This window comes from Thermogutta terrifontis (genome assembly GCF_002277955.1).
Lineage (GTDB): Bacteria > Planctomycetota > Planctomycetia > Pirellulales > Thermoguttaceae > Thermogutta > Thermogutta terrifontis.
This window is the reverse complement of sequence record NZ_CP018477.1, coordinates 4,080,630-4,105,954: the sequence shown is the minus strand read 5'-3', so window position 1 is coordinate 4,105,954 and position 25,325 is coordinate 4,080,630. Positions and strand designations below refer to the sequence as shown.

16 protein-coding genes are annotated in these 25,325 nt (G+C 56.9%); 7 read left to right on the top strand and 9 right to left on the bottom strand.

Annotated features, from left to right (window positions below; translation table 11 throughout):
• Positions 1-10: 10 nt before the first annotated feature.
• Positions 11-1,834, bottom strand: a complete 1,824-nt coding sequence (locus THTE_RS15115; protein WP_095416217.1) for a phospho-sugar mutase — start codon at positions 1,832-1,834, stop codon at positions 11-13.
• A 904-nt stretch (positions 1,835-2,738) separates the two neighbouring features.
• On the opposite strand from THTE_RS15115, the gene glmM reads away from it, so the two are divergent.
• Positions 2,739-4,088, top strand: coding sequence for a phosphoglucosamine mutase (gene glmM, locus THTE_RS15110; protein ID WP_095416216.1), 1,350 nt, complete (start codon positions 2,739-2,741; stop codon positions 4,086-4,088).
• Positions 4,089-4,367: 279 nt separating this feature from the next.
• Complete coding sequence (gene thpR, locus THTE_RS15105; RefSeq protein ID WP_095416215.1) at positions 4,368-4,943, top strand: RNA 2',3'-cyclic phosphodiesterase; 576 nt, start codon at positions 4,368-4,370, stop codon at positions 4,941-4,943.
• 74 nt (positions 4,944-5,017) lie between these two features.
• On the opposite strand, the gene lpxA is transcribed toward thpR, so the two are convergent.
• Positions 5,018-5,887, bottom strand: a complete 870-nt coding sequence (lpxA, locus tag THTE_RS15100) for an acyl-ACP--UDP-N-acetylglucosamine O-acyltransferase (RefSeq protein WP_095416214.1) — start codon at positions 5,885-5,887, stop codon at positions 5,018-5,020.
• 323 nt (positions 5,888-6,210) lie between these two features.
• Positions 6,211-7,920 carry a flagellar basal body P-ring protein FlgI gene (locus THTE_RS15095; RefSeq protein WP_168175871.1) on the bottom strand — a complete coding sequence of 570 codons (1,710 nt, stop codon included), beginning with the start codon at positions 7,918-7,920 and terminating at the stop codon, positions 6,211-6,213.
• Between the two features lie 322 nt (positions 7,921-8,242).
• On the opposite strand from THTE_RS15095, the gene THTE_RS15090 reads away from it, so the two are divergent.
• Positions 8,243-13,180 (top strand): carbohydrate binding domain-containing protein, encoded by a 4,938-nt coding sequence (locus THTE_RS15090; protein WP_168175870.1) that lies wholly within the window; start codon positions 8,243-8,245, stop codon positions 13,178-13,180.
• 128 nt (positions 13,181-13,308) lie between these two features.
• Here the strand turns inward: THTE_RS15090 and THTE_RS15085 are convergent, their stop codons facing one another.
• Both THTE_RS15085 and THTE_RS15080 read right to left on the bottom strand, forming a co-directional pair.
• On the bottom strand, positions 13,309-15,696 hold the full coding sequence (locus tag THTE_RS15085; protein WP_207651727.1) for a DEAD/DEAH box helicase: 2,388 nt from the start codon (positions 15,694-15,696) through the stop codon (positions 13,309-13,311).
• A gap of 352 nt (positions 15,697-16,048) precedes the next feature.
• Positions 16,049-16,630: a hypothetical protein gene (locus THTE_RS15080; RefSeq protein ID WP_157732142.1), complete on the bottom strand. Its 582-nt coding sequence runs from the start codon at positions 16,628-16,630 to the stop codon at positions 16,049-16,051.
• Between the two features lie 391 nt (positions 16,631-17,021).
• Here THTE_RS15080 and THTE_RS15075 point away from each other — a divergent pair, with 391 nt between their 5' ends.
• From THTE_RS15075 to THTE_RS15060, 4 genes are all read left to right on the top strand, one after another.
• Positions 17,022-17,423: a DNA-directed RNA polymerase subunit alpha C-terminal domain-containing protein gene (locus tag THTE_RS15075; RefSeq protein WP_095416210.1), complete on the top strand. Its 402-nt coding sequence runs from the start codon at positions 17,022-17,024 to the stop codon at positions 17,421-17,423.
• 132 nt (positions 17,424-17,555) lie between these two features.
• Positions 17,556-18,941 (top strand): DUF3592 domain-containing protein, encoded by a 1,386-nt coding sequence (locus THTE_RS15070; protein ID WP_095416209.1) that lies wholly within the window; start codon positions 17,556-17,558, stop codon positions 18,939-18,941.
• A gap of 94 nt (positions 18,942-19,035) precedes the next feature.
• Positions 19,036-19,437 (top strand): vacuolar protein sorting-associated family 26 protein, encoded by a 402-nt coding sequence (locus THTE_RS15065; RefSeq protein WP_095416208.1) that lies wholly within the window; start codon positions 19,036-19,038, stop codon positions 19,435-19,437.
• On the top strand, positions 19,434-20,036 hold the full coding sequence (locus THTE_RS15060; protein WP_095416207.1) for a P-loop NTPase family protein: 603 nt from the start codon (positions 19,434-19,436) through the stop codon (positions 20,034-20,036). The genes THTE_RS15065 and THTE_RS15060 overlap by 4 nt, the downstream gene beginning before the upstream one ends.
• Positions 20,037-20,174: 138 nt before the next feature.
• Here the strand turns inward: THTE_RS15060 and THTE_RS15055 are convergent, their stop codons facing one another.
• The 4 genes from THTE_RS15055 to THTE_RS15040 form a co-directional block, all read right to left on the bottom strand.
• Positions 20,175-21,737 (bottom strand): hypothetical protein, encoded by a 1,563-nt coding sequence (locus THTE_RS15055; RefSeq protein WP_207651726.1) that lies wholly within the window; start codon positions 21,735-21,737, stop codon positions 20,175-20,177.
• 244 nt (positions 21,738-21,981) lie between these two features.
• Positions 21,982-22,791, bottom strand: coding sequence for an inositol monophosphatase family protein (locus THTE_RS15050; RefSeq protein ID WP_095416206.1), 810 nt, complete (start codon positions 22,789-22,791; stop codon positions 21,982-21,984).
• A gap of 166 nt (positions 22,792-22,957) precedes the next feature.
• A complete protein-coding gene (locus THTE_RS15045; protein WP_095416205.1) occupies positions 22,958-23,737 on the bottom strand; it encodes a class I SAM-dependent methyltransferase in 780 nt (259 codons plus the stop codon).
• Positions 23,738-23,829: 92 nt separating this feature from the next.
• Positions 23,830-25,089: a cysteine desulfurase-like protein gene (locus tag THTE_RS15040; protein ID WP_095416204.1), complete on the bottom strand. Its 1,260-nt coding sequence runs from the start codon at positions 25,087-25,089 to the stop codon at positions 23,830-23,832.
• Positions 25,090-25,325: the final 236 nt, after the last annotated feature.

Sequence of the window (25,325 nt, the reverse complement as noted above, 5' to 3'; positions counted from 1 at the left end):
CCACGCGATCTCAGCGTGTGGCGTAAGATCGGAGATCACCGGCAATGGCGTCCAGTTGCTGGCGCAACGTGATCTTGTCTTTCGCGAGGTCTGTCAGGTCCTCCGGTGGGATGTAACTGAAAATGTAAAACTTGCACTTGGGTTCGGTGCCGGAGGGCCTCACCGCGACATACTGATGACCATGCTGGTCAAGCTCGAGAACAACCACGTTGCCCCGGCGTGCGGCCGCCATCGCCAGTTCCATTTCATCTTCATATTGCCCGAGCGGCTGATTGAGATCCCGTACCCGAGCCACGGTTTTCCCCCCTAGAGACTTCGGCGGATCGGTACGGAACCGGTTCATCAGTTCGAACATTCTCTGCATCCCCTCCTGGCCCGGGAGGGCGATGGAAAAAGCCGTCTCCTCGTGCAACCCATAAGTGGTAAACAACTCATCGAGTCGCATGGCAAGCGTTTTTTCGCTGGCTTTCAGCTCCGCGGCGAGCTCACACAGCACCATGGCGGCGACAGCCCCGTCCTTGTCCCGAGCATGGTCGCCGATGAGAAAACCATACGACTCCTCCGCGCCGAGTAAGAAGTATTCCGGCCCTTCGTAATCGATGGTCGCCCCAATCCACTTAAAACCCACCATGAGGTCGTCTATGACCCGCACCCCAAACTTCCGCGCAATCCTTCCGATCAGTCGCGTCGTGACGAGTGTTTCCACGACATAGTGACGCGCACTGAGTCGCCCCTGTTCCTGTGCTTTGCGAATGACGTAATCGGTGAGAAGGGCACCGATCTGGTTTCCGGTGAGCGTCGTCCACGGCGATTCACGATCTGGGTGAATTGGAACCGCGCATCCGAGCCGGTCGCAATCGGGATCCGTGGCCAGAGCGATGTCCGCGCCGATTTTAACAGCCTCGGCAATCAACGGCTCGAAGACCGCCTTGTTTTCCGGGTTCGCGATGTGATCCGGAACATTCGGGAAGTCACCGTTGGGTTCGGCATGAGGACCGTAAATGTGAACATCCTCAAAACCGGCCGCTTTAAGGGCCGGCACCACTGCCGTGGCACCCACCCCATGCAAGGGCGAATAGAGGATTCGCAAGTTGCGCGGCCCGGGCTGGCTTTGCCGAAGAATGGCCTCCACAAATGCCCGATCAACCTCCTCCTGACAGCAAACGATCTGGCCCGAGCGGACTCCTTCCTCAAATGGCATTCTCTTGATGTCCTGAACAGCCATCACCGCCTTGATCATCCGCTCGTCGTGCGGCGGCAGCACCTGACCGCCGCTGGACCAATAGACCTTCACGGCGTTGTCACTTGGGGGATTGTGACTCGCGGTGACCATGATGCCGCACTGGCAGCCCTTGTAACGGACGGCAAATGAAAGTTCAGGCGTGCTGCGGAAGCCGTCCAGAAAATAAACCTTGTAGCCGCTGGCCGCCATGACGCCCGCGCAAAGCTCGGCAAACTGTCGCGAACGATGCCGCGTGTCATACGCGATGGCACAGGCCAGTTGCTGTCCGGCGAAAACACTCTTCACGTAGTCCGCTACCCCCTGGGCACTTTCCCCAATTGTGCGGTCGTTGATGGCATTGCAGCCAACCGGGAACATCCGCCCGCGCCGGCCCCCGGTGCCAAACGGTATGACCTGCCAGAATACGTCGTCAAGCAGTTTCCATTGTCCCTCGTCAATCAATTGAGCGACCTGCGGGGCGTACTCGGCATATCGTGGCTCCACCAGCCATCGCTCGATGTTACTGGCCGCGGATTGAGAAATCTTTCCTTCCGATAACGCCTGCTGAAGTTGACTCAAATACTTCTGGACGACGTCCTGCGCCAACGTCATGGTGACCACCTCAACGTTTACCTTCTTGAGTCAGTATGTCTTGCCATTTCCTCAGACTATGGTCTCACGTGAGGTGAAATGGCACCCCTACTCCGATCGAGCAAAAACTCTCTCGCAGTGAGACTTATCCGAGGAAGCAAATCGAGATGTTCCATTCTCGGCCGGCAACCGCACGAAGCCGGCTGGACTGAGGAACCTGGACGAAGAGCTTAGATCGCTTCCGTTTGAGAGCCCCACTTATTCCGGTCTGCCTTTTTGGGGCAAGAAGAAGCGATGGCTGCCGGGCAGTGTTAGCCAACCCGCGACGGAACAACCTAATATTGCAAGCCATCGTCCGCGATCCTTTTTACAACGTTATGCTGGTTTGGCTTAAATTACGCAATCCATTTTAATTGCTGCCCCCGCCAGAGTTGCTGAAGACCTCACGATGCCCCCTGGATTAACGCACCTACTGGCGAACGCACCGGTACCGATCTTCACTCGCGAGAAATCGTTAACTCCTCCCCTGGCCGTGCTCCTTCAATCGCACATCGCTCCCGCCTGTCCGGACGCGCAATCCCTCCCTGTGAGACCGTTCCAGTGCCCCTTCTTTTCGATCCGAATTACCACTCTTGAGGCATTAGCTCGATGTAACTGGTTGATGTTTGGTCGCGGCCTTAAAATCAACGTATCGGTCGGACTTTTTTTGACCTCCCCAGCCAAGTTTTCTGAACTGTACAACCATCCACCTTTTTTCGTATAACATGAGTCTACAGCGTCTTGCATAGGCCCTGCTTTTGTCCCCAGGCCACTCACCGCATTTTAAGTGGAACCAGGCCGGGGAACAAGTTGGCTGGTGGCCGAAGCGAGTTCGGGATGGGTGTTTGCATGGTGAATTCACCGGTCTTTTGGAGGGGAGGCTCCCGTGAGTGAGCTTATCGTGAGTGTTTCCGGAGTCCGCGGAGTCGTGGGAGAATCTTTAACGCCAGAGGTCGCTCTGAAATTCGCGGCGGCCTGGGCAGCTTCCGCTCCTCCGGGGATGATTCTGGTTTCACGAGACGGCCGGCCAAGTGGAAAAATGCTTCATGCCGCCGTCATTGCCGGGCTCACCGCTGCCGGGAGGAGCGTTCTGGACGTGGGCATCGCCGCAACACCGACAGTTGGTGTCCTGGTGCAGCACTATCGGGCTGCAGGTGCCATTCAGATCACAGCGAGCCATAACCCAGCCGAATATAACGGTCTTAAGCTTCTCAGCCCGGAAGGCCGCGTGATTCCAGATCGGGCGGGCAAGGAGGTGCTGGAACGTTTCCGGAGCGGAAAATTCGATTGGGTGCGGTTCAATCGAATTGGCAGCGTCGAAACATGTCCGGACACGATCAGCCCCCATCTCAATGCGATTCTCAGTACCGTCGACGTGGAAAAGATATCGCGGAGGCGATTCCGAGTGGTACTGGACTCCAATCACGGGGCGGGCAGCCAGCTTGGCCTGGCTCTCCTGAAAGAACTCGGCTGCGAGGTTGTTCCGAGGGGCGAAATTCCCAACGGTGCCTTTGAGCACCCACCGGAGCCGCTCGCGGAAAACCTTGTCGGCATTTGCCAGGTCGTACGTGAGTGCCAGGCTGACGTCGGATTCTGTCAAGACCCCGACGCGGACCGGCTGGCGATCATCGACGGATCAGGGCGCTACATCGGCGAAGAATACACGCTGGCCCTGTGTCTTCACCACCGCTTGAAGTCACGTAAAGGCCCCGTCGTTACCAACTGCGCCAGCAGTCGCATGAATCAGGATATCGCAGCCAAGTATGGTGTGCCCTTCTTTCGATCCCCGGTGGGCGAGGCCAACGTTGTGGACGCAATGCTGGCCCACGATGCCGTTTTCGGCGGTGAAGGAAACGGAGGCCCGATTGACCCCCGCGTGGTTCTCATTCGAGATAGTTTTGTAGGGATGGCGTGCGTCCTCGATGCGATGGCGGAGGAAGGATGCACTGTCGCAGACCTGGTCGCTCAGTTACCAAGGTACGCTATCGTCAAGACAAAAATGAGCTTTCCCCCCGAGAAACTGGAGGCGGCTTATCAGGCGGTGACACGCCGGTTTCGCGACGGCCGGACAGACCGTATGGACGGGCTCCGAATCGACTTCCCCAATCGGTGGGTGCTTATCCGGCCCAGTAATACCGAGCCAATCATCCGGATCATCGCTGAAGCCCCGCGCGAAGAGGAAGCGATGGAACTGTGCGAAAGTGTCAAGCAGGCCGTGACGCCGCTGATTGACTGAGTTGTATTCGAAATCTGAAGATAATGCGTAAAATACAAAAAATGGGACAACAAAGGCCGCTGGTTTTTCTATCGGGTCTGAGGGCAGATTTGCCTACCGGGAGGCTTCTCGGTACCGCTATTGAAGTATGTTCCACCTCAAATGGAGTAACTAAGGCAAACCGCCGAGCATTTGCACGGTGAGGGTGGAGTGAAAATAGAGCTTTTGGAAAGCCGCATGAGGTGAAATTTTACCGTTTTGGAGAGGCCTACGGCGTCAAGCGAGGAGGGCACAACGTCAATGAAGAGCAAAGTTCGGACCTTCATTGCAGTGGAAGTGGACGAGGGAGTCCGCAGCCGCGCGTCGAAGTTGATCAAGCAGCTTCGACAATCGGGAGCAGACGTGACGTGGGTCGCCCCCGAAAACATGCATTTGACGATCAAGTTTTTGGGTGACGTGGACTACCGGGATGTCTATCACGTGTGCCGGGCCGTGGAAGAGTGCGTGGCCACCGTGGAGCCGTTCACCGTGGAAATTAGGGGCGTGGGTGCATTTCCATCACTGGAACGGCCGCGGGTCATCTGGCTTGGGGTGGATCTCGGTGCCGCGGAGATGGAGGCCCTCAATGAGCGGGTCGAGTCTGCTCTGAGTGCAATCGGTTTCCCCCGCGAAGGTAGAAAGTTTCATGCCCATCTCACTCTGGGACGCGTCCGCAAGAGTGGGCGGGCAGTGGAACACCTGGTCGCCATGCTCCGCGAGTACCAGGACGTGGAATTCGGTCCCACCACCGTCGATCAACTGGTGATCTTCTCGAGTGAACTCCTTCCGACGGGTCCGGTCTACGAACCGATGGGCCACGCGGAGTTGAGAGGCTAACAGAATTGGGCTGAATGAAGCAGGCTCGGGCTCCGCCGTGGGTGCGTCAACTCCGTGCCGGCAGTTTACAGCAATCAGCCTGTCACCCGGATTCGCCGCTGGCCTTCGTCTTCATCGGCCTGATCGTCCGCCCTGTGCAACTTCAGGGTTGCCCCCGTGGGCGTCCGCCGCTCGGGAATGATCCCCCGGGTGGTCGTCGCCAGGAATTGATAGAAGAGGGCAGCCGGACCGGTGGAAAAGTTGATCCGCAACTGTTCCAGGATGTCGTTCCAGAGTAGCCCACTTCGATAGATAACGCGATAGGCTCGTTTTAGCTCCTCGATGGCCTCCGTGGAGAACCCCGCCCGTCGAAGGCCAATCTGATTGAGCCCCACAACGTAGCTGCTCAAACCGTCCACCGTGACATAGGGAGGCACATCTTTGTTGATATGGGCCTGTCCGCCAACCATGGCGAACGAGCCGATGCGACAAAACTGGTGGACGGCCACCGCGCCGGAAACGTAGGCCCGATCGCCCACGGTAACGTGTCCAGCGAGCATGACGTTGTTGGCGAAAATGGTGTTGTTACCGATGCGACAATCGTGGGCGATATGGACGTTGACCATAAGGAGATTATTATCGCCCACCAAAGTTGCATCTTCTTCGTCGAGCGCGCGGTGAATCGTGACATTCTCGCGAATCACATTGCCGGAGCCAATAATCACCTTACCCGGCCGCTCCGGAATGTGAACATGCTGCGGGATCCCGCCGAGAACCGCACCTTCGAAGATCCAGTTGTTATCGCCGAGGACGGTGCCTTTCTTGATTGTAACCCGCGCCTCCAGTCGGCAACCGTCGCCGATTTGGGTGTCTTCCTCCACGACGCAAAAAGGACCTATTTCCACGTCGCAGCCGATCGCAGCCAGCGGGCTGATCACCGCTGTTGGGTGTATCCGTGTTGCCATGTTGACCTCCGTGTCCTCCCGATCCCGGTGGGCCGTGAACTATTCCTCGGCGATAGGGATGCCGATCCGATCGCATCCAAGCTTACCGAAAGTATCGATTGTAGGGTCTCGTGAGAATGTATCGGATTGGCCTCCCTGCGTAGTTCAGTCTAGTTCCGACCTCTTTTGACATTTTCGCCACAATCTCCACGTCTTGGCTTGTCACCGCTTGAGCCGTCAGTCCGACTCCACCCGTTGGTCGATGGTCGCTTTTCGACTTCTCTCAGAACCACCTCACCCTTGGCCAACAATAGCTTTTTTGTATTGCCGTCTCTTCCGCCGTTTTAACCACCTGTGCCACCAGAATCGTCATCACTCACGTCATGGTCGGCGACCGTGCTGGGGGCAACGTCCGACTCGTTGGGAGCATTTTTTTCTTCATACCGTCGTCCTGCTTCCGGCACAGCGTCCACTTCGAAGCGTGCCTCCAAGGCTCCTGCCACACGGGCTTCCTGAAGCATCTGGACGACGTCGGGGTACGTGCCCCCCAATTCCACGACAGCCCGAATGATTTCGTCCAGGCTATCGCTAACAAATCGTTTCTGATCCGCTTCATTGACGGCAAATCGGGAAACGGTAACCTTTCCGGGTTCCTGGCTGGTGACCATGATGCGGTTGCCCGCCTCCACCGCAAATGGTCCTTTCAGACGAATGTTGTCCCCAAAAAGGACCACCTCAGCCCGGCGATTCTTCGTCACATGGACCATCGGCGGCCCTTCCGTCCGCACAACATGATACCAGAATTGATCTCCCAGTTTCTCGCCAGCGACGGCCGCGTCGTTGGGATTCAACTCGACAAGCGCCCGGAAAGCGCCGTAACGGGTTTCCGCACTGGGAGATTTAAGCAGTTCACGGAGGATCTCCACCGATTCCAAATCGTTGAGTGCGCTCAGAGCGGCAAGGGCGTACACCCGAAACGCGGGTTCATCCCGTGCGATCTGCCCCAAAACAGGCGCTGCTTCCGGACAGTCCAGGTAAGCAAGTGCTTCCGCTGCGTGGAATCGTACAACCGGCGACGAGGCGGTGAGGCCCTTTTTGAGAACATCGACCGCAGGTCCCCCCAGTGCCTCCAGTTCCAGCGCTGCCTGTGATGCGGTGGCCGGATTGAGCAACTCGGACTCAAGCTCCCGCAATCGCTGAAGGCGAATTTGTTCGTTGTCACGCAAGGGAATCGCCCGGACAACCGCCACATATCGAGGAATGTTATTCTTATATCGCGGATGAAGTTTCAGCTCCACATATTCGTTCGTCTTTGCCCTGGCCACACCTTCCTGAAGCCCCCGCTGCACGATATAAAAACGGCGGTTGATGGCACTTTCAATCCGGGCTGCATTGGCCACCGAGTGGTGTTCGGGCTTCAGCAGCAGCCCGAGAGTCCGCGAGCGTTCAGCCACGCCGCCACCCAGAATCCGTCCGCGCGTCGCATAAACCGGATCCTTCTCGGGATCGGCGGAGGGATCCACAAGCACAGGCCCGGACGCCTTGGCCAGGATGTGGCCCTCCCGAACAGCTCCGCGAAGAATCATCATTTCTCGGAGAGGAACTTCGAGTAGAAACCCTCCGCGAAGACTGGTGGTCTCGCTACGCGAAGGCACCCGGACTTCGACGTCGAACACGTCCCCTTTTTGGATCCCCGGCCGGAGGTAACCCCGAACCAAAACGAGCGATGTATTCTTGGAAGCCAGCACCGTGTTGGGATTTTGCACGCCGCGGCGTTGCATTTCTGCCAGCAAAAACTGTCTCTCAGGCGACGGTAAGGGATCGCTCCCGGTTCCATTGAGACCGGTCACCAGACCGATCGCCTCCACGACGATCGAATGCAGCCCGTAGGGAACAGCAAGGTCCCCCACCAGTCGCGGGGTTTTGACCTCGGCTGTTTCACCGAGCACGGGAGTTTTTGACCCCGTCATCCAGAGAGAGCATCCGATGATGCAGGGGGCCAACCCCATAATCACCGGAATTGCCATGATGAACCACAACGAACGAGTTCTCATAACGGCATCCATGCCAGGGTGTCATTGGCCCCGCCCATCTAAAGTCGGGGTGTTGGCTTCCCTCAGCGTTTGCGTTTAGGTTTGCGTGAAGTGCTCAATTCCCCTCCCGATGACAGGACGTCATTGTAAACGTGCGGCTGTTTTTCTTTCAATGCCAATTGCTTTGACGTTCACCCACTCACCCAAGTCGCCTTTAGAAAATTGCCACCGCGTGGTACCAGTTGTGTGAACACAATCCGGAGGTTAGCTTAACTGGGCAGATTGACGTTCTCGCCGCTATCTCGCCGCAACACACCAGATGGTCCTTCGAAGGAGGTCTTCCATGGCGTCCCGGCACGTTCTCTGGCCAGTCATTATTTCTCTGCTCGGGGTCGGTGTTTGCCTGGGGAAAGCGGAAGTCGCAGTGCTCCCTCCGGGGGTCAAAGCGGTCTGGGATATCGAAAAGGCTTACAAGCAGAATACGGCAACTCGCGAACGGGTTTCTCTCAACGGTCTATGGCAATGGCAACCGGCAACAGGAACCGCGGAAAGCGTCCCTACCCAAGGGTGGGGCTATTTTAAGGTTCCCGGCCCCTGGCCTGGGATCACGGATTACATGCAGAAGGACTGCCAAGTAGTGTATCCGCATCCGAGATGGGCCAACGTCCGATTGCGGGATATTGCCGCGGCCTGGTACCAGCGAACTTTCACAATCCCCACAGAGTGGGTCGATCGCGAGATCGTACTTCAAGCGGAATACGTCAACTCCTTGGCCACAGTTTTCATTAACGGCCAAAAAGTAGATGAGATTGTTTTTCCGGGCGGGGAAGTCAACCTCACCCAGTTCTGCGAGCCCGGAAAAACTTACACGCTCTCCATCCTTGTCGAGGCGATACCTCTCAAGGGAGTGTTAATGGCCTACACAGACAGCAACGCGGCGAGGCAGGTCCGGGGGAGTGTCGCTCGCCGCGGACTGTGCGGCGACGTTTTTTTGGTGAGCCGTCCCAGGGGTCCGATCATTCGATTCGCCCGGCTTGAGAGTTCCTACCGACATGGAAGCGTTCGCGTGGTGGCCTCCGTGCAGCGTCCCAACCGCGATCAGCAGTACCGCATTAAGGTTGTTTACCGAGATGGCGGCGAGACGGTGCACGAGGCCCTTTCACCACTTTTCCAGGCCGCACAGCTCGATAACAACCTTCTTGCTTTCGACGACATGTGGCGGCCGAGCAAAGTATGGGACATCCACACACCTCAAAATCAGTACGATGTGGGGCTATCGCTGCTCGACGAGCACAACACGGTGCTTGACGAGTGGTGGCCCATGCGCTGGGGATTCCGTGAATTCTGGATTGACGGGCGGGATTTTTATCTCAATGGAACGCGAATCTTTCTGTCGGCCGTCCCGCTCGACAACGCCCAGGTGGGTGCGGCATGGTGTACCTACGAGGCAGCCTGTGAAAGCCTTCGTCGTTTGAAGAGCTTTGGCATCAACTTTGTTTATACTCACAATTACGACTGTTTACCGGGCTCCCACCTGAGTTTCGAGGAGCTTCTCCGGGCGGCGGACGATGTGGGAATGCTGGTGGCGCTCTCTCAACCGCATTTTTCCCATTACGATTGGCAATCGCCCGACGCTGAAAAGACAAACGGATATCGCCAGCACGCGGAATTCTATACCCGCGTGGCGGGCTCCCATCCCTCCGTTGTGATGTACGCTACCAGTCACAACGCGACGGGCTACAACGAGGATATGAATCCCGACCTTATCGACGGCATTCACGATCCACGCGACGGTTGGTCACTCAACAACGCGCGACGGGCACTGCGGGCCGAGGCGATTATTCGGGAGCTGGATCCCACTCGCCCAGTTTACCACCATTCCTCGGGTAATCTGGGCACCATGCACACCAGCAACTTTTACCCCAATTGGGTACCCATTCAGGAGCTTTGCGACTGGTTCGAGCACTGGTCCACCACAGGGGTGAAGCCGTTCTTCGCGTGTGAATACGGGGCTCCCTTCACGTGGGACTGGGCCATGTATCGAGGATGGTACAAAGGTCAACGCGAATTTGGTAGCGCTGTTGTACCATGGGATATCTGTCTTGCCGAATGGAACGCTCAGTTTCTTGGCGACCGTGCCTACCAAATCAGCGAACAGGAAAAACGGAATCTCCGGTGGGAAGCTCGGCAATTCCGAGAGGGTCGGTTGTGGCATCGTTGGGATTATCCCCACCAGCTTGGATCCAGCGATTTTGATGAACGGTACCCAATTCTGGCCAAGTATCTGGAAGATGCCTGGCGCGCGTTTCGGACCTGGGAGCTGTCGGCCATTTCCCCATGGGAGCACCACATCTACTGGAAAATGCGTCCCGGCCTGGACCGTAATAAACGCACAGAGCTTCCCACCGATTGGGAGAACCTTCAGCGACCAGGCTACAGCCCTGATTATCTGGAAGATCGCTATGAGCGAATGGACCTCGCGTACGGTAGAGAGGATTGGGTGCCCACCCTGGCCGCTGAGGCGATGTATCGGAACAATATGCCTCTGCTTGCGTATATCGCGGGTCCCCAATCCTCAGTGACCAGTCGGGACCACGTGTTTAGTCCCGGAGAAACCCTGCGCAAACAGCTCGTTATCATCAACAACTGCCGGCAAAAAGTCACCTGCAAGTGGCGATGGGCACTCTCCGGCCCGCAATCGGACGGTCCCAGCAACAGCGCGGCGGTCGGCTCTGTGTTCCACACGGAGCAATCGGGTGAGGTGGAGATTGAGACCGGCCGCCAGAGTCGTCAATCTGTTGAGGTGTCCCTCCCGCCAACGTCACCCCCTGGACCTTATCTCCTTTCTGCCGAGTTTATTTTCAGCACCGGCGAGCGTCAAACTGACGTGTTTCCACTGGAGGTGATTCCATCACCAGAAAAGCAAACCCTGGCAAACGAAATGAAAGCAAAAGGGGCAAAGATCGGGGTGTTTGACCCGGTGGGAGAGACGAGTGAGCTTTTGAAACGCCTCGGAATTGGATTTCAGACGATTTCGGCAGACGACGATCCCTCGGCACTCGATCTGCTGATCATCGGAAAGAAGGCCCTTACCGTGGATGGACCCGCGCCCTCAATCCGGGCTGTCCGCGACGGCTTGAGGGTGCTCGTCTTCGAACAGACGGCCGAAGTCATGGAAAAGCGCTTGGGCTTTCGAATCGCCGAATATGGACTGCGTCAGGTGTTTCCGCGGGTACCTGACCACCCCGTCCTGAAAGGACTCAGCGAGCAGCACCTCCGCGATTGGCGCGGCAGCGCCACCCTACTTCCGCCTCGACTGGAATATATTCCCAGCGACCGCTACGCGGGGGCGCCGACCGTCCGATGGTGCGGCCTGGAGGTCACCAGGCTTTGGCGCTGCGGCAACCGCGGGATCGTCGCCTCCGTCCTCCTGGAAAAGCCGCAGCGTGGTGACTTCCTTCCAATTCTGGATGGTGGTTTCGCCCTGCAGTACACCCCGCTTGTGGAATATCGCGAAGGCAAAGGGTGCGTGCTGTTCTGCCAACTGGATGTGACCGGCCGGACGGAACGTGACCCCGTCGCGGAACAGATAGTTGTAAATATGCTTCGCTACCTCACCGCAGCCGACTTTTCAACACCTCCGGAACGGCGCGCCGTCTATGTGGGCGACCAGTCCGGCAGGGTGTACCTGACCCGACTGGGAGTCCCACTTGCTGAAGTTCCGGTGGAAAAACTCACTTCTGAAGACGTGCTGGTTGTCGGACGAGATGCGGGGAAGCAGCTCCTGGAAAAGCGAGACATTCTCGCAAGCTGGATGGCGGCTGGCGGTCGCATACTCCTCTTGGGGATGGAAGGGGACGAGGCGAACTCGTTCCTCCCGGTTATGGTAAGAACGGAATCCAGGGAATACATCAATTCCTTTTTCACCCAACCATCCTTTTCAAGCGTTTTTGCTGGAATTGCCCCGGCAGACGTTCACAATCGGGATCCCCGAAACATTCCAGTCCTTTCTGACGGGGTGGAAAAATTAAGCGATGTCCTTGGGGAAACCAAACAAGGACGAATCGTGTTCTGCCAGCTTCTCCCCTTCGACTTTGTAAAGGAACCTGCCGCTGTACCCGACTTCCGGGTCGTCACGGTCGACCACCACGAGGGTCGTGCCTGTGCCGAAATTACCATGGCCACCGTACCTTGGGCGCAACTCGGACAAAAAATAGCCAGCGGATCCGTAGGAAAGACGTACACCTTCAGCGCGTGGGTCAAACCGCTAGGAAAACCCGCGTCTGTGCGTCTGGAAGTGGAGCAGGCTGGGCCACCGTGGACTCGACTGGCCCGGGGTAAAGACGTGATCCTCCCACCGGATCAGTGGTCGGAAGTCCGGCTCAGTTTCACAGTGACGAATGCTTATCCAGAAGGCTGGCAGGCTTATCTCCATGTGGGCCAACCGGAAGCACGTCTCCGCGTGGACACGATGCGGCTTGTTGAAGAATCTGGAGATCCCAAGTCGCGAGCTGGGACCTCGAAAAACCTGTTTGTCAACGGCGACTTCGAAGATGGAACAAACCCCTGGTACTTCAATTGGACAACCGAGCAACAGAACCTGCGGAAGACGTTCCGCCGGACGGCCGTCATGTTCAGCCGAGTTCTCGCCAATATGGGGCTTCGGCCGACAACACCGCTGCTTGAGTGGTTCAGCCAACCCGTCCAGCAGGGGAACCAGAAATCACTGGTGAAAAACGGGAATTTTTCCGAGGATCAGGATCACGACAAGATGCCTGATGGTTGGACCTTCTCGTGCGAGGTACCCCAGGCTTCGTGCACTCTCGAGCATGAAGAAGACGTCCCCGGGAAGACCGTAGTGTGCGTTGACGTGCCCGCGGGAACCAGTGATCGTCGGACCACGGCAATGCTGGCCCAGCATGACGTCCCGATTCAAGAAGGGCAGTGGTACCGAGTATCGTTCTTGGCCCGGGCAGAGAATCTTTCCGGACGCCAAGCCTGGATCGCCGTCCAGGAAACCACAAAGTGGCGGGCATTGCTTGAGTATCAGCGATTTGTCCCCGGCCAGGAATGGAAGCGTTACACGTATCTCCTGGTCGGCCGGGGAACAGAATCGAAAAATACTCGGCTCCAGCTCTGGTTCGAAGGGAGTGGCAAACTGTACCTTGCGGATGTCGCGATTGTGCCGTGCGATCCTCCGACAGAGGGCCGATGGTTGCACGGGCTCTACCTGGACCGGCCACAAGAGTGGGATGATCCCTACCGTTTCTTCAGGTGGTGATTGGGCTGCCAGTGCAGAACCCAGGTCGCAGTAACACAAACATGGTTTGGATGATCTGAAGCGAGCAACTGCCCGGGGGTTTCAGTCTGTCAACAACTACTGCGCGACGGGAATTCCCTTCGAGCGGTTCAATCGTCGATTACTTCCTCACCTTCCACCTGTTCGAGGGCTTTTTCTGTGCTGGTGGGATCCACTCGGCGGCAGCACTCGCTGAATCGAGCAATCAACTCGTCAAGCTGGCCCTGCCAAACTTCCGGGGTCAGCTCCACGGGACACAACTGCTTGAACTCTCCGAGCAAAAGGATCAGCCGCAGGAGGTGTCGGAAGATGATCCCCTCTTGCTTCTGGAGCGACTTGCTGGTGATGTACTTATTGAAGTCGCCCCCGAACTCCAAAATCTCGCCGGCAGCCCAGACTGGAGTGATCTTGACGTCCGTGACATCCGGAAAATCATAGCGGAAGAGCAGTTCGAGTTTCTCGGCCAGAGTGAAAACGCGTGGCCGATCTTCGACAAACCCGCGACGCTGTCGCCGTCGCCGTTCTTCTCTTTCTTCCTCATCCTCATCTTCGCGGCGCCCTGTGAGCTGTTCTGGGAGGGCCAACCCATGCTCCAAAAGGAGGGGATCGAGCCGCGTGGTGGCCAAGGGGCCCGGCGGCATTTCGTCGTAGCTCGGGACTCTGACGGCGGAAAGCAACGAGCGGGGCATTTCGAGAACACTTTCCATAGCCTGGAGGAGCTCGGCCTGGTCCGCCACACCCAGTTGGTTGACCAGAAAGACTCCATAAAGTGGATTGACGCTTCGAAACGCAGAAATCTTCCAGATATGCTCCGTCGGTATCGCCCGTTCTGGTTTGTAGCCGGGCACGGCTTCACTCGATTGTTCGTTGGCGGAAGTCTCATCTGAAGTCTGTTCCGGCGTGTTTTGCGCGGGAAAATCCCAGCTCGTCCGGTTTCGGTCCACCGTGCTTTTAGGTCGGTCCACGACTAGCGCGGAAGCGGGGGGAGGGGGTTCGAGCTGAACGTAACCAGCTCGCCACAGTGTCAACAGCATTCGCTCCAAATGTCGGAGTTCCGCCTGGATGCGACCGCTCTCCATCAAGCGCTTACTGACCAGCCGACGGATGGGCTCTATTTCCGGCGAGGCCTGCAGCATGTAAGCCAACAGACGCCAGGGAACATGTCCTCGGCTGATGAGCTTGGCCGGTGGTGAGTTCTTTAACTTCCAGAATTGTGCTTCCGTCCAGTACACCTCGTCAGGCCGCTTTTGCGGCATTTTTCTTTTCAGTTCCTTCTTGAGCTTGAGAAGTTGAGGGTCCTTGGTGTCTTCGGGAATCTGGTCGTATTTTTCCTTCCATCGAGCGAGCTTCACATCATCTTCATGAGCGAGCACAAACACATACCCCTGCTTGTCGTATTGAGGCCGCCCCGCCCGCCCGAACATCTGGTGCGCGGAACTCGGATCAATGAGGCGGCGTTTTTCGCGAGGCCCTTTCACCAGAGTTGGCAAAACCACCGAGCGGGCAGGCAAATTGATTCCTGCGGAGAGCGTCTCGGTGCACACCACTACCGAAAGCAGCTTGCGCTGAAAAAGGTCTTCCACAAGGCGCCGGTACTTGGGCAGCACACCCGCATGATGGACCCCCACACCCCGCAAAAGAAGCTGTTTGAGTTTCGGACCGGCTCCCTGGGAAAGATCGGCCTCTTTGAGCGCCTCCTGAATGGCGGCCTGCTGCTCACGTGTCACCATGTCCCGGCCCTTGAGTTGTTCAGCGATCGTCCAGCACTCCTCCCGGTTGAAACAGAACACCAGGGCCGGCGTCTTGCGGGATTCTTCGTCACCCGCTGTCATCTCTTCAATCTGCTCCGTGAGCAACCTGTCCGGTACCCACTGAAAGACAAGCGGAACCTTCCGTTCCGTGCTGATGACCAATTCTAAATCCCGTCTGTGGGCTGTCCGTAACCAATGCAGGAACTCCACCGCGTTTCCGACTGTTGCAGACAGGAGGAGAGTGCGGATATGAGGGGGAAGCAAACCCAGTGTAAATTCCCAAACGATGCCCCTTTCGGGATCGTTGAAACTGTGAAACTCATCCATGACCACAGCGCTGACGACGCTGAAATCCCATATTTCAGGGTGAAGCAGCCGGTTGAAGAGGATCTCGGCGACAACCACGAGGATCTGAGCATCAGGGTTCTCCCGGCGGTTGCCGGTGACAAGTCCCACGTCGCGGGCAGAAAATCCCCAACGAACCGCAGCCTCCTGCATTTCCCGAAATTTCTGCTCAGTCAGCGCGATGAGCGGGGTGGTGTAATACGCCACCGTGTTGGTGTGAAGAGCTTCGAACAGGGCTGCCTCGGCAATCAGGGTCTTCCCGGTGCCGGTCGGGGCACACACAAGAACACCCTGCTTGGAAGAGAACCAGGCCAGCAGGGCATCTTCCTGAACAGGATACGGGGTAAAAGGAAGTTGAGCAAAATAACGTTCGGCAATTTCTTCTCTGGTCAGTTCTGTCACAGACGCTCCCTCAAACGTTGTCCTCCCTCTTCCGCATCCAGATGCTTCGCGCCTCTTTTGCGGAACCCGCGTCCTTTGTCAGAAACAGCGGGATAGAGCTCAGCGACACGATTCAATTGCAAAGAGGGCATTTCTCAAGTTTCGTCGGCTTGGCGAGCTCCATCAAGGCCTTGTGCGGCCGATCAACGTCCCACTTTTATAAAGCCGCTGAAATGGCATGGGGGCAATTCATTGTAGCGCCAATTCATGAATTGCCCCTACCGTCACGTGCCTCGGGGTTGAATTCCGCACCCACGCGAGCCCGTGTGGACGTCGGCGTGGTGCCTATCGGCCGAGGAAAAGAGGGGATGTGTCAGCTTGTGCGAACCTCGATGAGTCTCCGCCACATCGTTTCGGATTCAACTTCCTCAAACGACAGAAACAGAGGATGGTCGGCGTGCATGATCATCCCTACCAGGAAAAGCTGGCCGTCTGTGCCGCGCGCCGGACCGACGGCGGCGCAGAACGGAGTGCCACGCCCGCGATCCCCTGGAAGCACCACGTTGCGAAAGAACTGATGAATGAAACCGTTGACACTCAGCTGCGATGGCCACCGGACAAACTGTGGCTCGTGTGTCTGGACCACCCGCATCAGTCCTGGGGCGACGGCTTCCATCAGCATCGGCCAGCTTTGTGGAGGCGGCAGAGAACCTGTTCGACCCGCAGGTGCAAGAACCACGATGTCCAGGCGAACGGGCTCGCCATGGAAAAGAAGCATCGGGACCTCTGGAACCGGCCGCAATTCCAACCGCGCGACATCGATCCGGAGGTCGGGCTCCACCCATTTTGGCTTGCGTCTGCGCTGCCGCCAACGTCTGACCAGCATCACCGCAGAGATGAGCACCATCAGCCCCACCATCACCGCGGCTGGAAGGAACCAACCAGTAGTCTCCATTGCCGTCCCTCACAAATGCTCTATGCCAACTGCCACAATTCAGGCCAAACGAAATTCTAAAATCCCGCGAGCGGAGGAGAGCCGAGCCATCGGGAAGGGCAGGCCAACCCCTCCGCAGGACGGGCCTCCGGATACGTCTCTGCGTAACCGGCATCTTCCGCAAATTCCGAAAACTTGATATAGTATGGGCATTCTAAGTCGTCTGCACCACGGCCGGCTGGAGACCGATTTATTGACCCCGTGGCAATCCCGTTGCAATCACTTCTCGGTGTCGTGGAAGTGAGTAGCCGGACGGTTCTCCAGAAGGCTTCTGGTGCTGGTGTAAAAGAGGTGGTTTCTGCTGTCCCGGGCAACGGATTGCCACAGACAAACTCTCCAAGGAGGGAATGCGATGGGTTCCCGCGTTCGCATCAGCCCTGCCGCCGTTTACGAAGCCGAGTTGCAGAAACGGTTGGAGATGAGCACGGCGGAAATCGGGCTTTCGGTCCGCACGACGAACTGCCTCGAGGATCGAGGCATTTTCACGGTGGCCCAGTTGCTGAACACAAAGCCCGAGGATCTTCTCAAAATCGCCAATTTCGGCGAAAAAACTTTGGAGGAAGTGTACCAGGCACTGGAACGCCTGGGGTTTTACAGGAGGAGTCGCCTGCAGGCCCTGGGAATTTCTGATCGTCCGACTCCTTTTGTTCCCGAACTCTCCGATTCCTGTGTTATTCAATTCCGGGTGGTCATGGATGACTCGACAACCGTCCCGGTTTTTGAGCAAAATAAACAGGAAGGTGTGACGGGCTGACTCCGCCCCTCTGTGATTTGGTCGACCGAATTCAATGGGCCCTGCCCAAGGGGCCGCGAATGGCTGTTTTTGTGCAATCGCCCATGGCCAGCGGCGGAGTCAGCATTCTAACCTTGACCGGGAAGGTGTCAGTTGGCTCGCTGGTTCCGCCTGTTTGAGAAAAAACGCGGCAATCGCCGAACTGGTTCAGAGAGGATTGCCGGACTCTGGGAGGCAGGTTTCTTTGCCAACCTGTTTCTCCTGGGTTGTCTGGGCTTTTGGCTTGTATTGCGTTTTCTGCTCTTGCCCGAGTGGCGCTCCGGCAAGGACTTTCTGCCTGTCCCCTGTAAAGTTTTGGAAACGCGTTTGGGAACAACGCTGCGAGAAGGCCAGACGCTTTATCGGCCGGAGGTCTGCATCGAGTATCGCGTGGGAGAGCGTGTCTACCGGCTTTGGACCTACGATATCCATACGGTTCGCGGGAATGGGTACTCCGTGGATCGCCGCCATGCGGAACGGTGCTTGAACGATTACCGAGTCGGCGAAAGCAGAACAGCGTGGTACGATCCAACCAACCCGGAAATCGCGGTGCTGGAACGGGGGTTTCGTTGGTGGACCTGGTTGGTACTTCTTATCCCGTTCTCTTTTGTGGTTCTAGGGGCAGGCGGGGTGAGTTACCATGTTTGGCGGTGGGGTAAGTCGGTGGAACGTTTGGCAGTTCAGGGCAAGCCCCTCGCGCTGAGTCTGAGCGCCAACCCGGACGCGGCGCTCTTTCCGTTTGTCCCCGAAATTCCCTCCGGCATTCAACAACCGGGCGAGCATCTACCTTATCGACTCCCCGTACTGGGAACTCCATCACGAGCCCTGATGGGCTGGCTCGGTGCCGCCCTTTTCTGGAACGGATCCGTGCTGGCCCTCGCCCTGGCAGTTTACCATTCGGGAAAATTCGATTGGAGTTTCACTCTATTTTTGATTCCGTGCTTAATGATCGGCCTGACGCTCGTGGCCGCGTTCTTCCGGCAGTGGATGGTAACCACGGCCATTGGACAAACCATTGTGGAGATATCCGACTTTCCCCTGATCTGCGGCCAGCGGTACCGAGTGTACCTCAAACAAACCGGCTGGCTCAAGATGAACTGGCTGGAAATGCTCATTGTGTGCGAAGAAGAAGCCACTTTTCAGCACGGCACCAACACCCGGCGTGAAACGCGCCGAATCTGGCAGAAGACGCTTGCTCGGCACGAGAAGTTCGACATTTTCCACAGCGTCCCCTTTGAAATCGAAACAGAAATCGAAATTCCGTCGGGAATGATGCACTCTTTCCGTTCCCCACACAACGAAGTCCGATGGCGTCTCTGCGTGCGGGGAAGTGCGCAGGACTGGCCCGTTTTCGAGCGCATTTTCCCGCTCGTTGTTTTGCCGGAGCCTTCGAGGAAGTCCGACACAGCATCCTGGCCCAGGCGGCCTGTTCAGGCCACAAGCATGGGCGGAGCGACGTCTTCCGAGGGCACGAGCCACGATAACTCGGAAACGGTTTAGTGGGAAGCTGGAAGGTCGCCGTGATACGCAAACAGTCCCGAAATTTCTCCTGAGGAGTTGAGGTTCCAAAAAATTTATCTCCTGCCGGAAAGCGATGGAACCGCGAATTGTCATCCATCTCGACCATCGAAAGACCGTTTACGAGCCCGGAGAGATTCTTTCCGGCAAGGTCATTATTACCCCTGCTGACTGTGGTGAGGCGATCAAGGCGGTCGAGCTTTCCATACTCTGGTACACGGATGGCAAGGGCGATCAGGATCTCCATGTCCACCATTTTCGGCGCTGGTCGCAGGACGGGGACTCGCCCCTGTCAATCTCGGCTCCTCTCCGCTTTCAAACGATCCTTCCGCAGACGCCTCTCAGCTACGACGGGCTGATCATCCGTATTCGGTGGTGTGTGCGGGTGCGGGTATTTCCGGTCAAAGGTCGTGAGATCGTGGAAGAGATCACTTTTCGATTGGGACACGTCGCGCCGGCGAGAGTGAGAATCCAGTGACCGAAATTTCTGGAAAAGTCGAAAATCCGTTTTCCGCGCGATTCGTTCGACCGGGAGCGATTCCCTACATTTTTCCCCCCGGCTGCTCCGCCGAGTCGCTTTATCAGACGTTCGAACGACTGCAGAGAATGGGGGCCGTGGTCGGGCCGCACGGCGTGGGCAAATCCGCGCTAATCACGGCCCTCGCAGACTGGATGGAACAGCACCAGATTCCGTGTCTGCGTCTCGAACTCCATGATGGGCAGCGGACACTGGACCAGGAAACCTGGAACTTACTGGAAGACCGATCCGAGATTGTGCTCACGGTGGATGGCTACGAGCAGCTCAGCGCCTGGGCACGATACCAGTTACGACGGCTGTGCCGGAAGCGGCGTCTGGGACTGATCGGAACAGCCCATTCCGACGTAGAGCTTCCTCTTCTTTATGCCCCGGAACCGAATGAAGACCTCGCTTGGCAAATCGTGCAGCTTCTTCTGCAACGTGGCGAACCCCTCATCAGCCGGGAAGACGTTCACGAATCCTTCGCCCGGCACCAGGGCAACCTCCGCGAAATGCTGTTCGACCTTTACGACCTCTACGAACTTCGGCGATCACGTTAGCCTCCCCGTCCTCCGAACCATAAAAGCGCAACGGGCGGACCCGAACGCAATCCGCCCGGCAGAAACGAGTCGCAGAAGGAAGTCAGCCTTTGTGGCCAGAATCTCGGCAGATCGTGTCGCCGCAGGCTTTATTGCCCGCTAACCAAGGACTTCGAACTTAATTCCCACGCGTTTAAGGGCGTAACCGGTCTCGCGGAGATAGTCGCCGTAAATGGTCATCCAGTGGAAGCCGGGCATGCGGTCAGCGAGGAGTTTATCATCGCATGTATACCGGATATCAATCTGCGAACGACAAATGGGCAGGAACGGATGTGCCACGATTTCCCCGCGCAGTCCCACCCAGCGCTGCGATTTGAAGTCCGGCAATACGTTGGTCACAATCTGGCCGTTGCGCATTTCTACTTTGGGCGCAGCACCGTAGTCGGACTCAAAATGGGTGAGAATACGTGCCGGCTCCCGCTCACGGCCATTCAATTTCCGCGGTGCAGTGCAGTGCGCCAGGGTGATGATCCCATCATGCGGATAGGTGGGATCATTGAGAAATGGCGGCAACCCCGAAATTCCGCACAAGAGCATTCCCGCCGGTATGACCACGAAATCGGACTCGCAGAAGGCCAGATAGCCGTCGTCATTGAGCAGGCTGAGAGTCATGCAGGCGGACGTTTCCGCAATCGGCATGATCGTCCCCATGCACCCGTTGATTGTGATCATGCGGCAATTAGCCTGGGCCATGATCTTCCGGAAGACGTGGTCCAGTAAAAACGCATTTTCCAGGAATGCGCGATCCGTTTCTAAGGTTACGTTGGAATCTTTCAAGTATTCGTCGGTGCGTTGTTTCGCGAGTTTGACGGCGGCTTCATCCGCCCGAGCTGCCCTGATAAGCTTGCCGAGTTCTTCGTAGGAAAAATCAATGATTTCCGTCCCCCAGATTTTTTTGACCAGTTCGGGCACCACCTTGGGAGGTTGCGCCCACGCCCCAGCACCACCGATTGCCACAATTCCCTGGTTGCGTGCGTTCTTGAGGCCGCAGAGCGCGCGAAGCCGCCAAAGCACTTCGTCATACTTGTCAATCACCACATCCTCGTTGTCCATTCCCGGAACTTGCAATTCATCCGTGTGCTGGCGGAGAAAACGTGGGCTGATGATTTCATAGTAGAGATAAAGTGGACCAGACTTGTGGCGGATGAAGAAAATCGTGTCCTTCTTAAGTGCTGCAATCGCATTGAGATCACCATCATTAGCGTAGACCAGCAGCGCATCCGCACTTTGGACGTCCTCCATACCACTCAACTGGCGAGCGTCCTTCGTTGCCGTGAGAGGAGCGAGTTCCAAAGGGAAGTCCGCGGAGGCTTGAAGCTGCTTCAGCTCCTCCTGGATTCGCGCAACCTCCTGGGCCGCCGCTTCCTCTGTGTGAATGCCACCCCAGTTTCGCCAACTCGTCTGGGGACGCGGTTGATACACGCGATACAGGAAGACGGGCTTTACTTTGAGGGCCTGTCGCGGAGGTGGCATCGGTACTTCGGGGGCCTGACCGGCCAGGCTGGCCCAGCTTAAACCCGAAAGAATGCTCGAGCCAATTGCCGCACTTCCCAAAAAGGTCCGTCGTGTTAGAGTTCCCAGGGTACTCAGAGTGCTGGTCTCATGACACGGGCAGCAACGAGGATGCACCTTACCCGCCAAATAGTCGTGCTCATACGTCATGACTCAGACCTCCCGGAAGAATGATTAAACATCGTCCTTTCTTTTGAGGCCGGTGTCCCGTCCCAGGCTTGCCTCCGTTATATCGTCAGCCCGGCCGTACTGCAACTCACGGGGATGACGCGAGTTCTCCGTCACCATACCCGGAGGGGTAACACGGCAGTCTGCTTGCAATGCGCACCAAATATAGGCGGACAATGCGAGTCGGAGCGCCCGCTGCCTTGGCTGTCCTGCCCCAACAAGATACTCAGGAGCGAAATCCAACTGCCCGAAAGAACTCTTCAAGTAATCCGCGGTTCGCCGCAGCGACGTACGGCCCCCCTTTCACGCTGAGCGGCTCTCCCTTGAGGTTGGTCACCACACCGCCGGCTTCTTCGATGAGGAGGCTTCCAGCCGCCACGTCCCAGACCTTGGTGGTCAAAGCCCACGAGACATCGAACCGACCTGCCGCCAGGTAAGCCATGTTCAAAGCAGCCGAACCGGTCCGCCGTAAGGAAAGGCAGTGGACCGCGGATTGCACCATCCAGCGCACATCGGCAGAATCGGCCATCACCCGAGGCGGAAGACCAATCGACACCAGGGCCTCCCCAAGGGTCGTTACCGAGCTCACGCGGATGGGCCTTCCGTTTAAAAATGCACCGCCGCCGCGTACCGCTGTAAAGCGCTCATTGAGCATCGGGTCCAATACAACCCCTACGAGAACCTCATCCCTATATGCCAGCGCCAAAGAGATGGAGAAAAACGGTACGCCGTGGATGTAATTGGTGGTTCCGTCAAGCGGATCGAGAATCCAAAAGTACGTGCTTTCTTCCTCCGGTGGAAAGTTACCTCCTTCCTCCCCCAGGAAACCGTGATCGGGAAACTCTGCATGAATCACTTCACACACCACCCGCTGCGATTCAGTATCAGCTTCCGTGACGAAATCCGCGTGCCCCTTCAATCTCGCTTCCACTCGTCCGAACTTATCCCGCAAGACCTCCGCTGCAAGGTCCACCGCCTTGTTTGCGATCCGCAAGAAATGTTCAAGCTCCTTTGGTTGCACGCGTGCGGCTTCCATATTTGGCTACAAATCCTCCTTTTATTCATCGAGTACAGCTATCGCTGCCACTAACCACACCGAATTACTTTTAAATTCTTTACTTGCTCCCCTGTGTTAACTCTTGACTTGAAATTGCCGGATGAGCATACAACGCAAGGCTTATTAGATTTAAACGGGTGGCAGCCTAAACAGCACGCAAGACAAACACGACGTCTTCTGTCTGATCATCCACAACAATAGGATCGTCAATGCGGTAGGCGAAGTCGTAGGTCGCCGCAACCTCCCACCCTCCGGCTTTTTTCAAAAGTCGTGAGAACTGGTGACGGTCGTAGGTACGAAAGATGAACTCGTCAGCAATCCGTAAGCTACGGGTGGGAGTATAGATATCGAATTGCAGGTAAACTCGTTCTTTGCGATGCTCTCGGTCAAGGCTGATGGTTTTCATCCAGGAGTTGACCTGAAGGTACCCTTTCCGGGCCACCCATGCTTCCTCCGTACAGGTTGGCGGACGATTGGGAGTGAGGTGAAACCCCAGGACATACAGCCCACCTTTTCGGATGGCATGCCGCATGCATTGCAGATGCGAAATAGCCGCTCGGTCATCGGGTAAGTGGCGAAAACTATTAATCGTGTTAAAAGCCGCCTCAAATTTTCTTCTCACGCGGAAGTCGGTCATATCCCCAACCCAAACCGTGGAGGGAAATCCATACCGATTGAGACGTTTATTGCAGAACTCCACGGCCTTGGGATTGATATCCAAACCAGCGACGTCAAATCCCTGTCGCGCCAGACGGATGAGAAGACGGCCGGTTCCGCATGCGGGTTCGAACACGCGGTGGACGGGAATTCGCGCATAACGTTCAAAGCAAGCGCGCAAGAACTTGATCTCGGCCTGGCAGTCTGCACCGAATAAAACATCATAATATTTGGGATAGTCGTAAATATTACCACGAATGATTTCCATTGAAGACAGATTTTTTACACTTTTGGCCTTGATAACACAATGCCTGTTTACCCAGTTTCTATTCTGAACTCGTACACACCGGGGCCAACAGGCTAATCAACCTCCCGCATGGCTGCAAGGACCCGGCGGACCTCATCCACGGTATTGTAATGCACCATTGAAATGCGCAGCAGGCCCTCGGGTTCGAGGCCCAGTCTCTCCGTCAAAGGCAGGGCATAGAAATTCCCGTGCCACACGAAGATTCCGCGGGTGGCAAGAAATTCCGCCAACTCGCGGGGAGAGAACCGCGCATGGGTGATGGCGATGGTCGGCAACCGCTGGTGCAACCTTTCACGTTGGGTAATTCCCCAGATCCGCACATCAGATAGTGCCTGAAGTCCCTCGATGAGTTCCCTGGTCAGAGTTTCCTCGTGAACCTGGACGGCCTGAAAACAGGCGTCGAGGGCTTCCCGCCGGGTCGTCACTTCGGGGGCCACAGATTTCCCAATCTCGGCGAGATATTCCACCGCGGCGTAAAGCCCGGCGATTCCCTCGTGGTTTTGCGTACCCGTCATCCAGCGGTCGGGAATATCGTCTGGCGCGGGTCGCACCTTATAGGCAGGCAGCGACACCAGCCACTCCCGCCTTCCCCAAAGGACGCCCACGTGGGGGCCAAAGAACTTATAACCGGAGCACACCAGGAAGTCGCAATCCCAGGCCTGCACGTCAATACGCCGATGCGGGGCCAGGTGCACGGCGTCGAGAAACACCATGGCGCCTACCTGATGGGCCAGCTTGACGATTTCAGCCACCGGCGTGATCGTGCCCACGGCGTTTGAAGCACATGTCACAGCCACGAGTCGAGTTTTTTGGGACAATTGCCTCGCCAAGTCCTCCAAGTCCAGGGAGCAGTCCTCAGGATGGATATCGACGATACGGGGAACCACTCCTACCTCTCGGGCAGCGAGAATCCACGGCGTGAAATTTGCATCGTGCTCCAGTCGGGTCAGGACAATCTCGTCCCCCGGTTTCCAGGTTTTCATCAGAGCTCGTGACAACGCAAAGGTCAGGCTGGTCATATTGGGACCGAAAATGACGGTTTGCGGATCATCCGTGCCAAGGAAATCGGCCACGGCCTGCTGCGCCTCTTCAATCATCCGATCAGTGTCCTGACTGGTAGAAAACACACCGTGCCGGTTGGCATTCGTCTCCACGAGATACCGGCAGACAGCGTCGAGGACTCGGTGTGGCACCTGGGTGCCGGCAGCCCCGTCGAAATACACGACCGGGAGCCCGCCATGCTTGCGGAAGAGGGCCGGAAACTGTCGACGACATTCCAGAACATCCAGATGGCGAACCGACGTTTGACTCATAGCTGTAAAACCTCCTTTTCCTGCGAAGCTCAACCGTATTCGGCAATTGTCTCCCGTCGGCAAGCCGCGAACAATTCACCATACGGGTTTCCGACCGCGTTGAGCCAAGTGGGGCCGCTAAATTGTCACGCCTTAACATCGGTCGCAAGGCTGGCCCTCTCGCAGGGCAGACTTGAACGGCCCCAGCGTTTACGCCGTCCGATGCCGTCTCACTCCAGCTATAGGGTTGGTCGGCC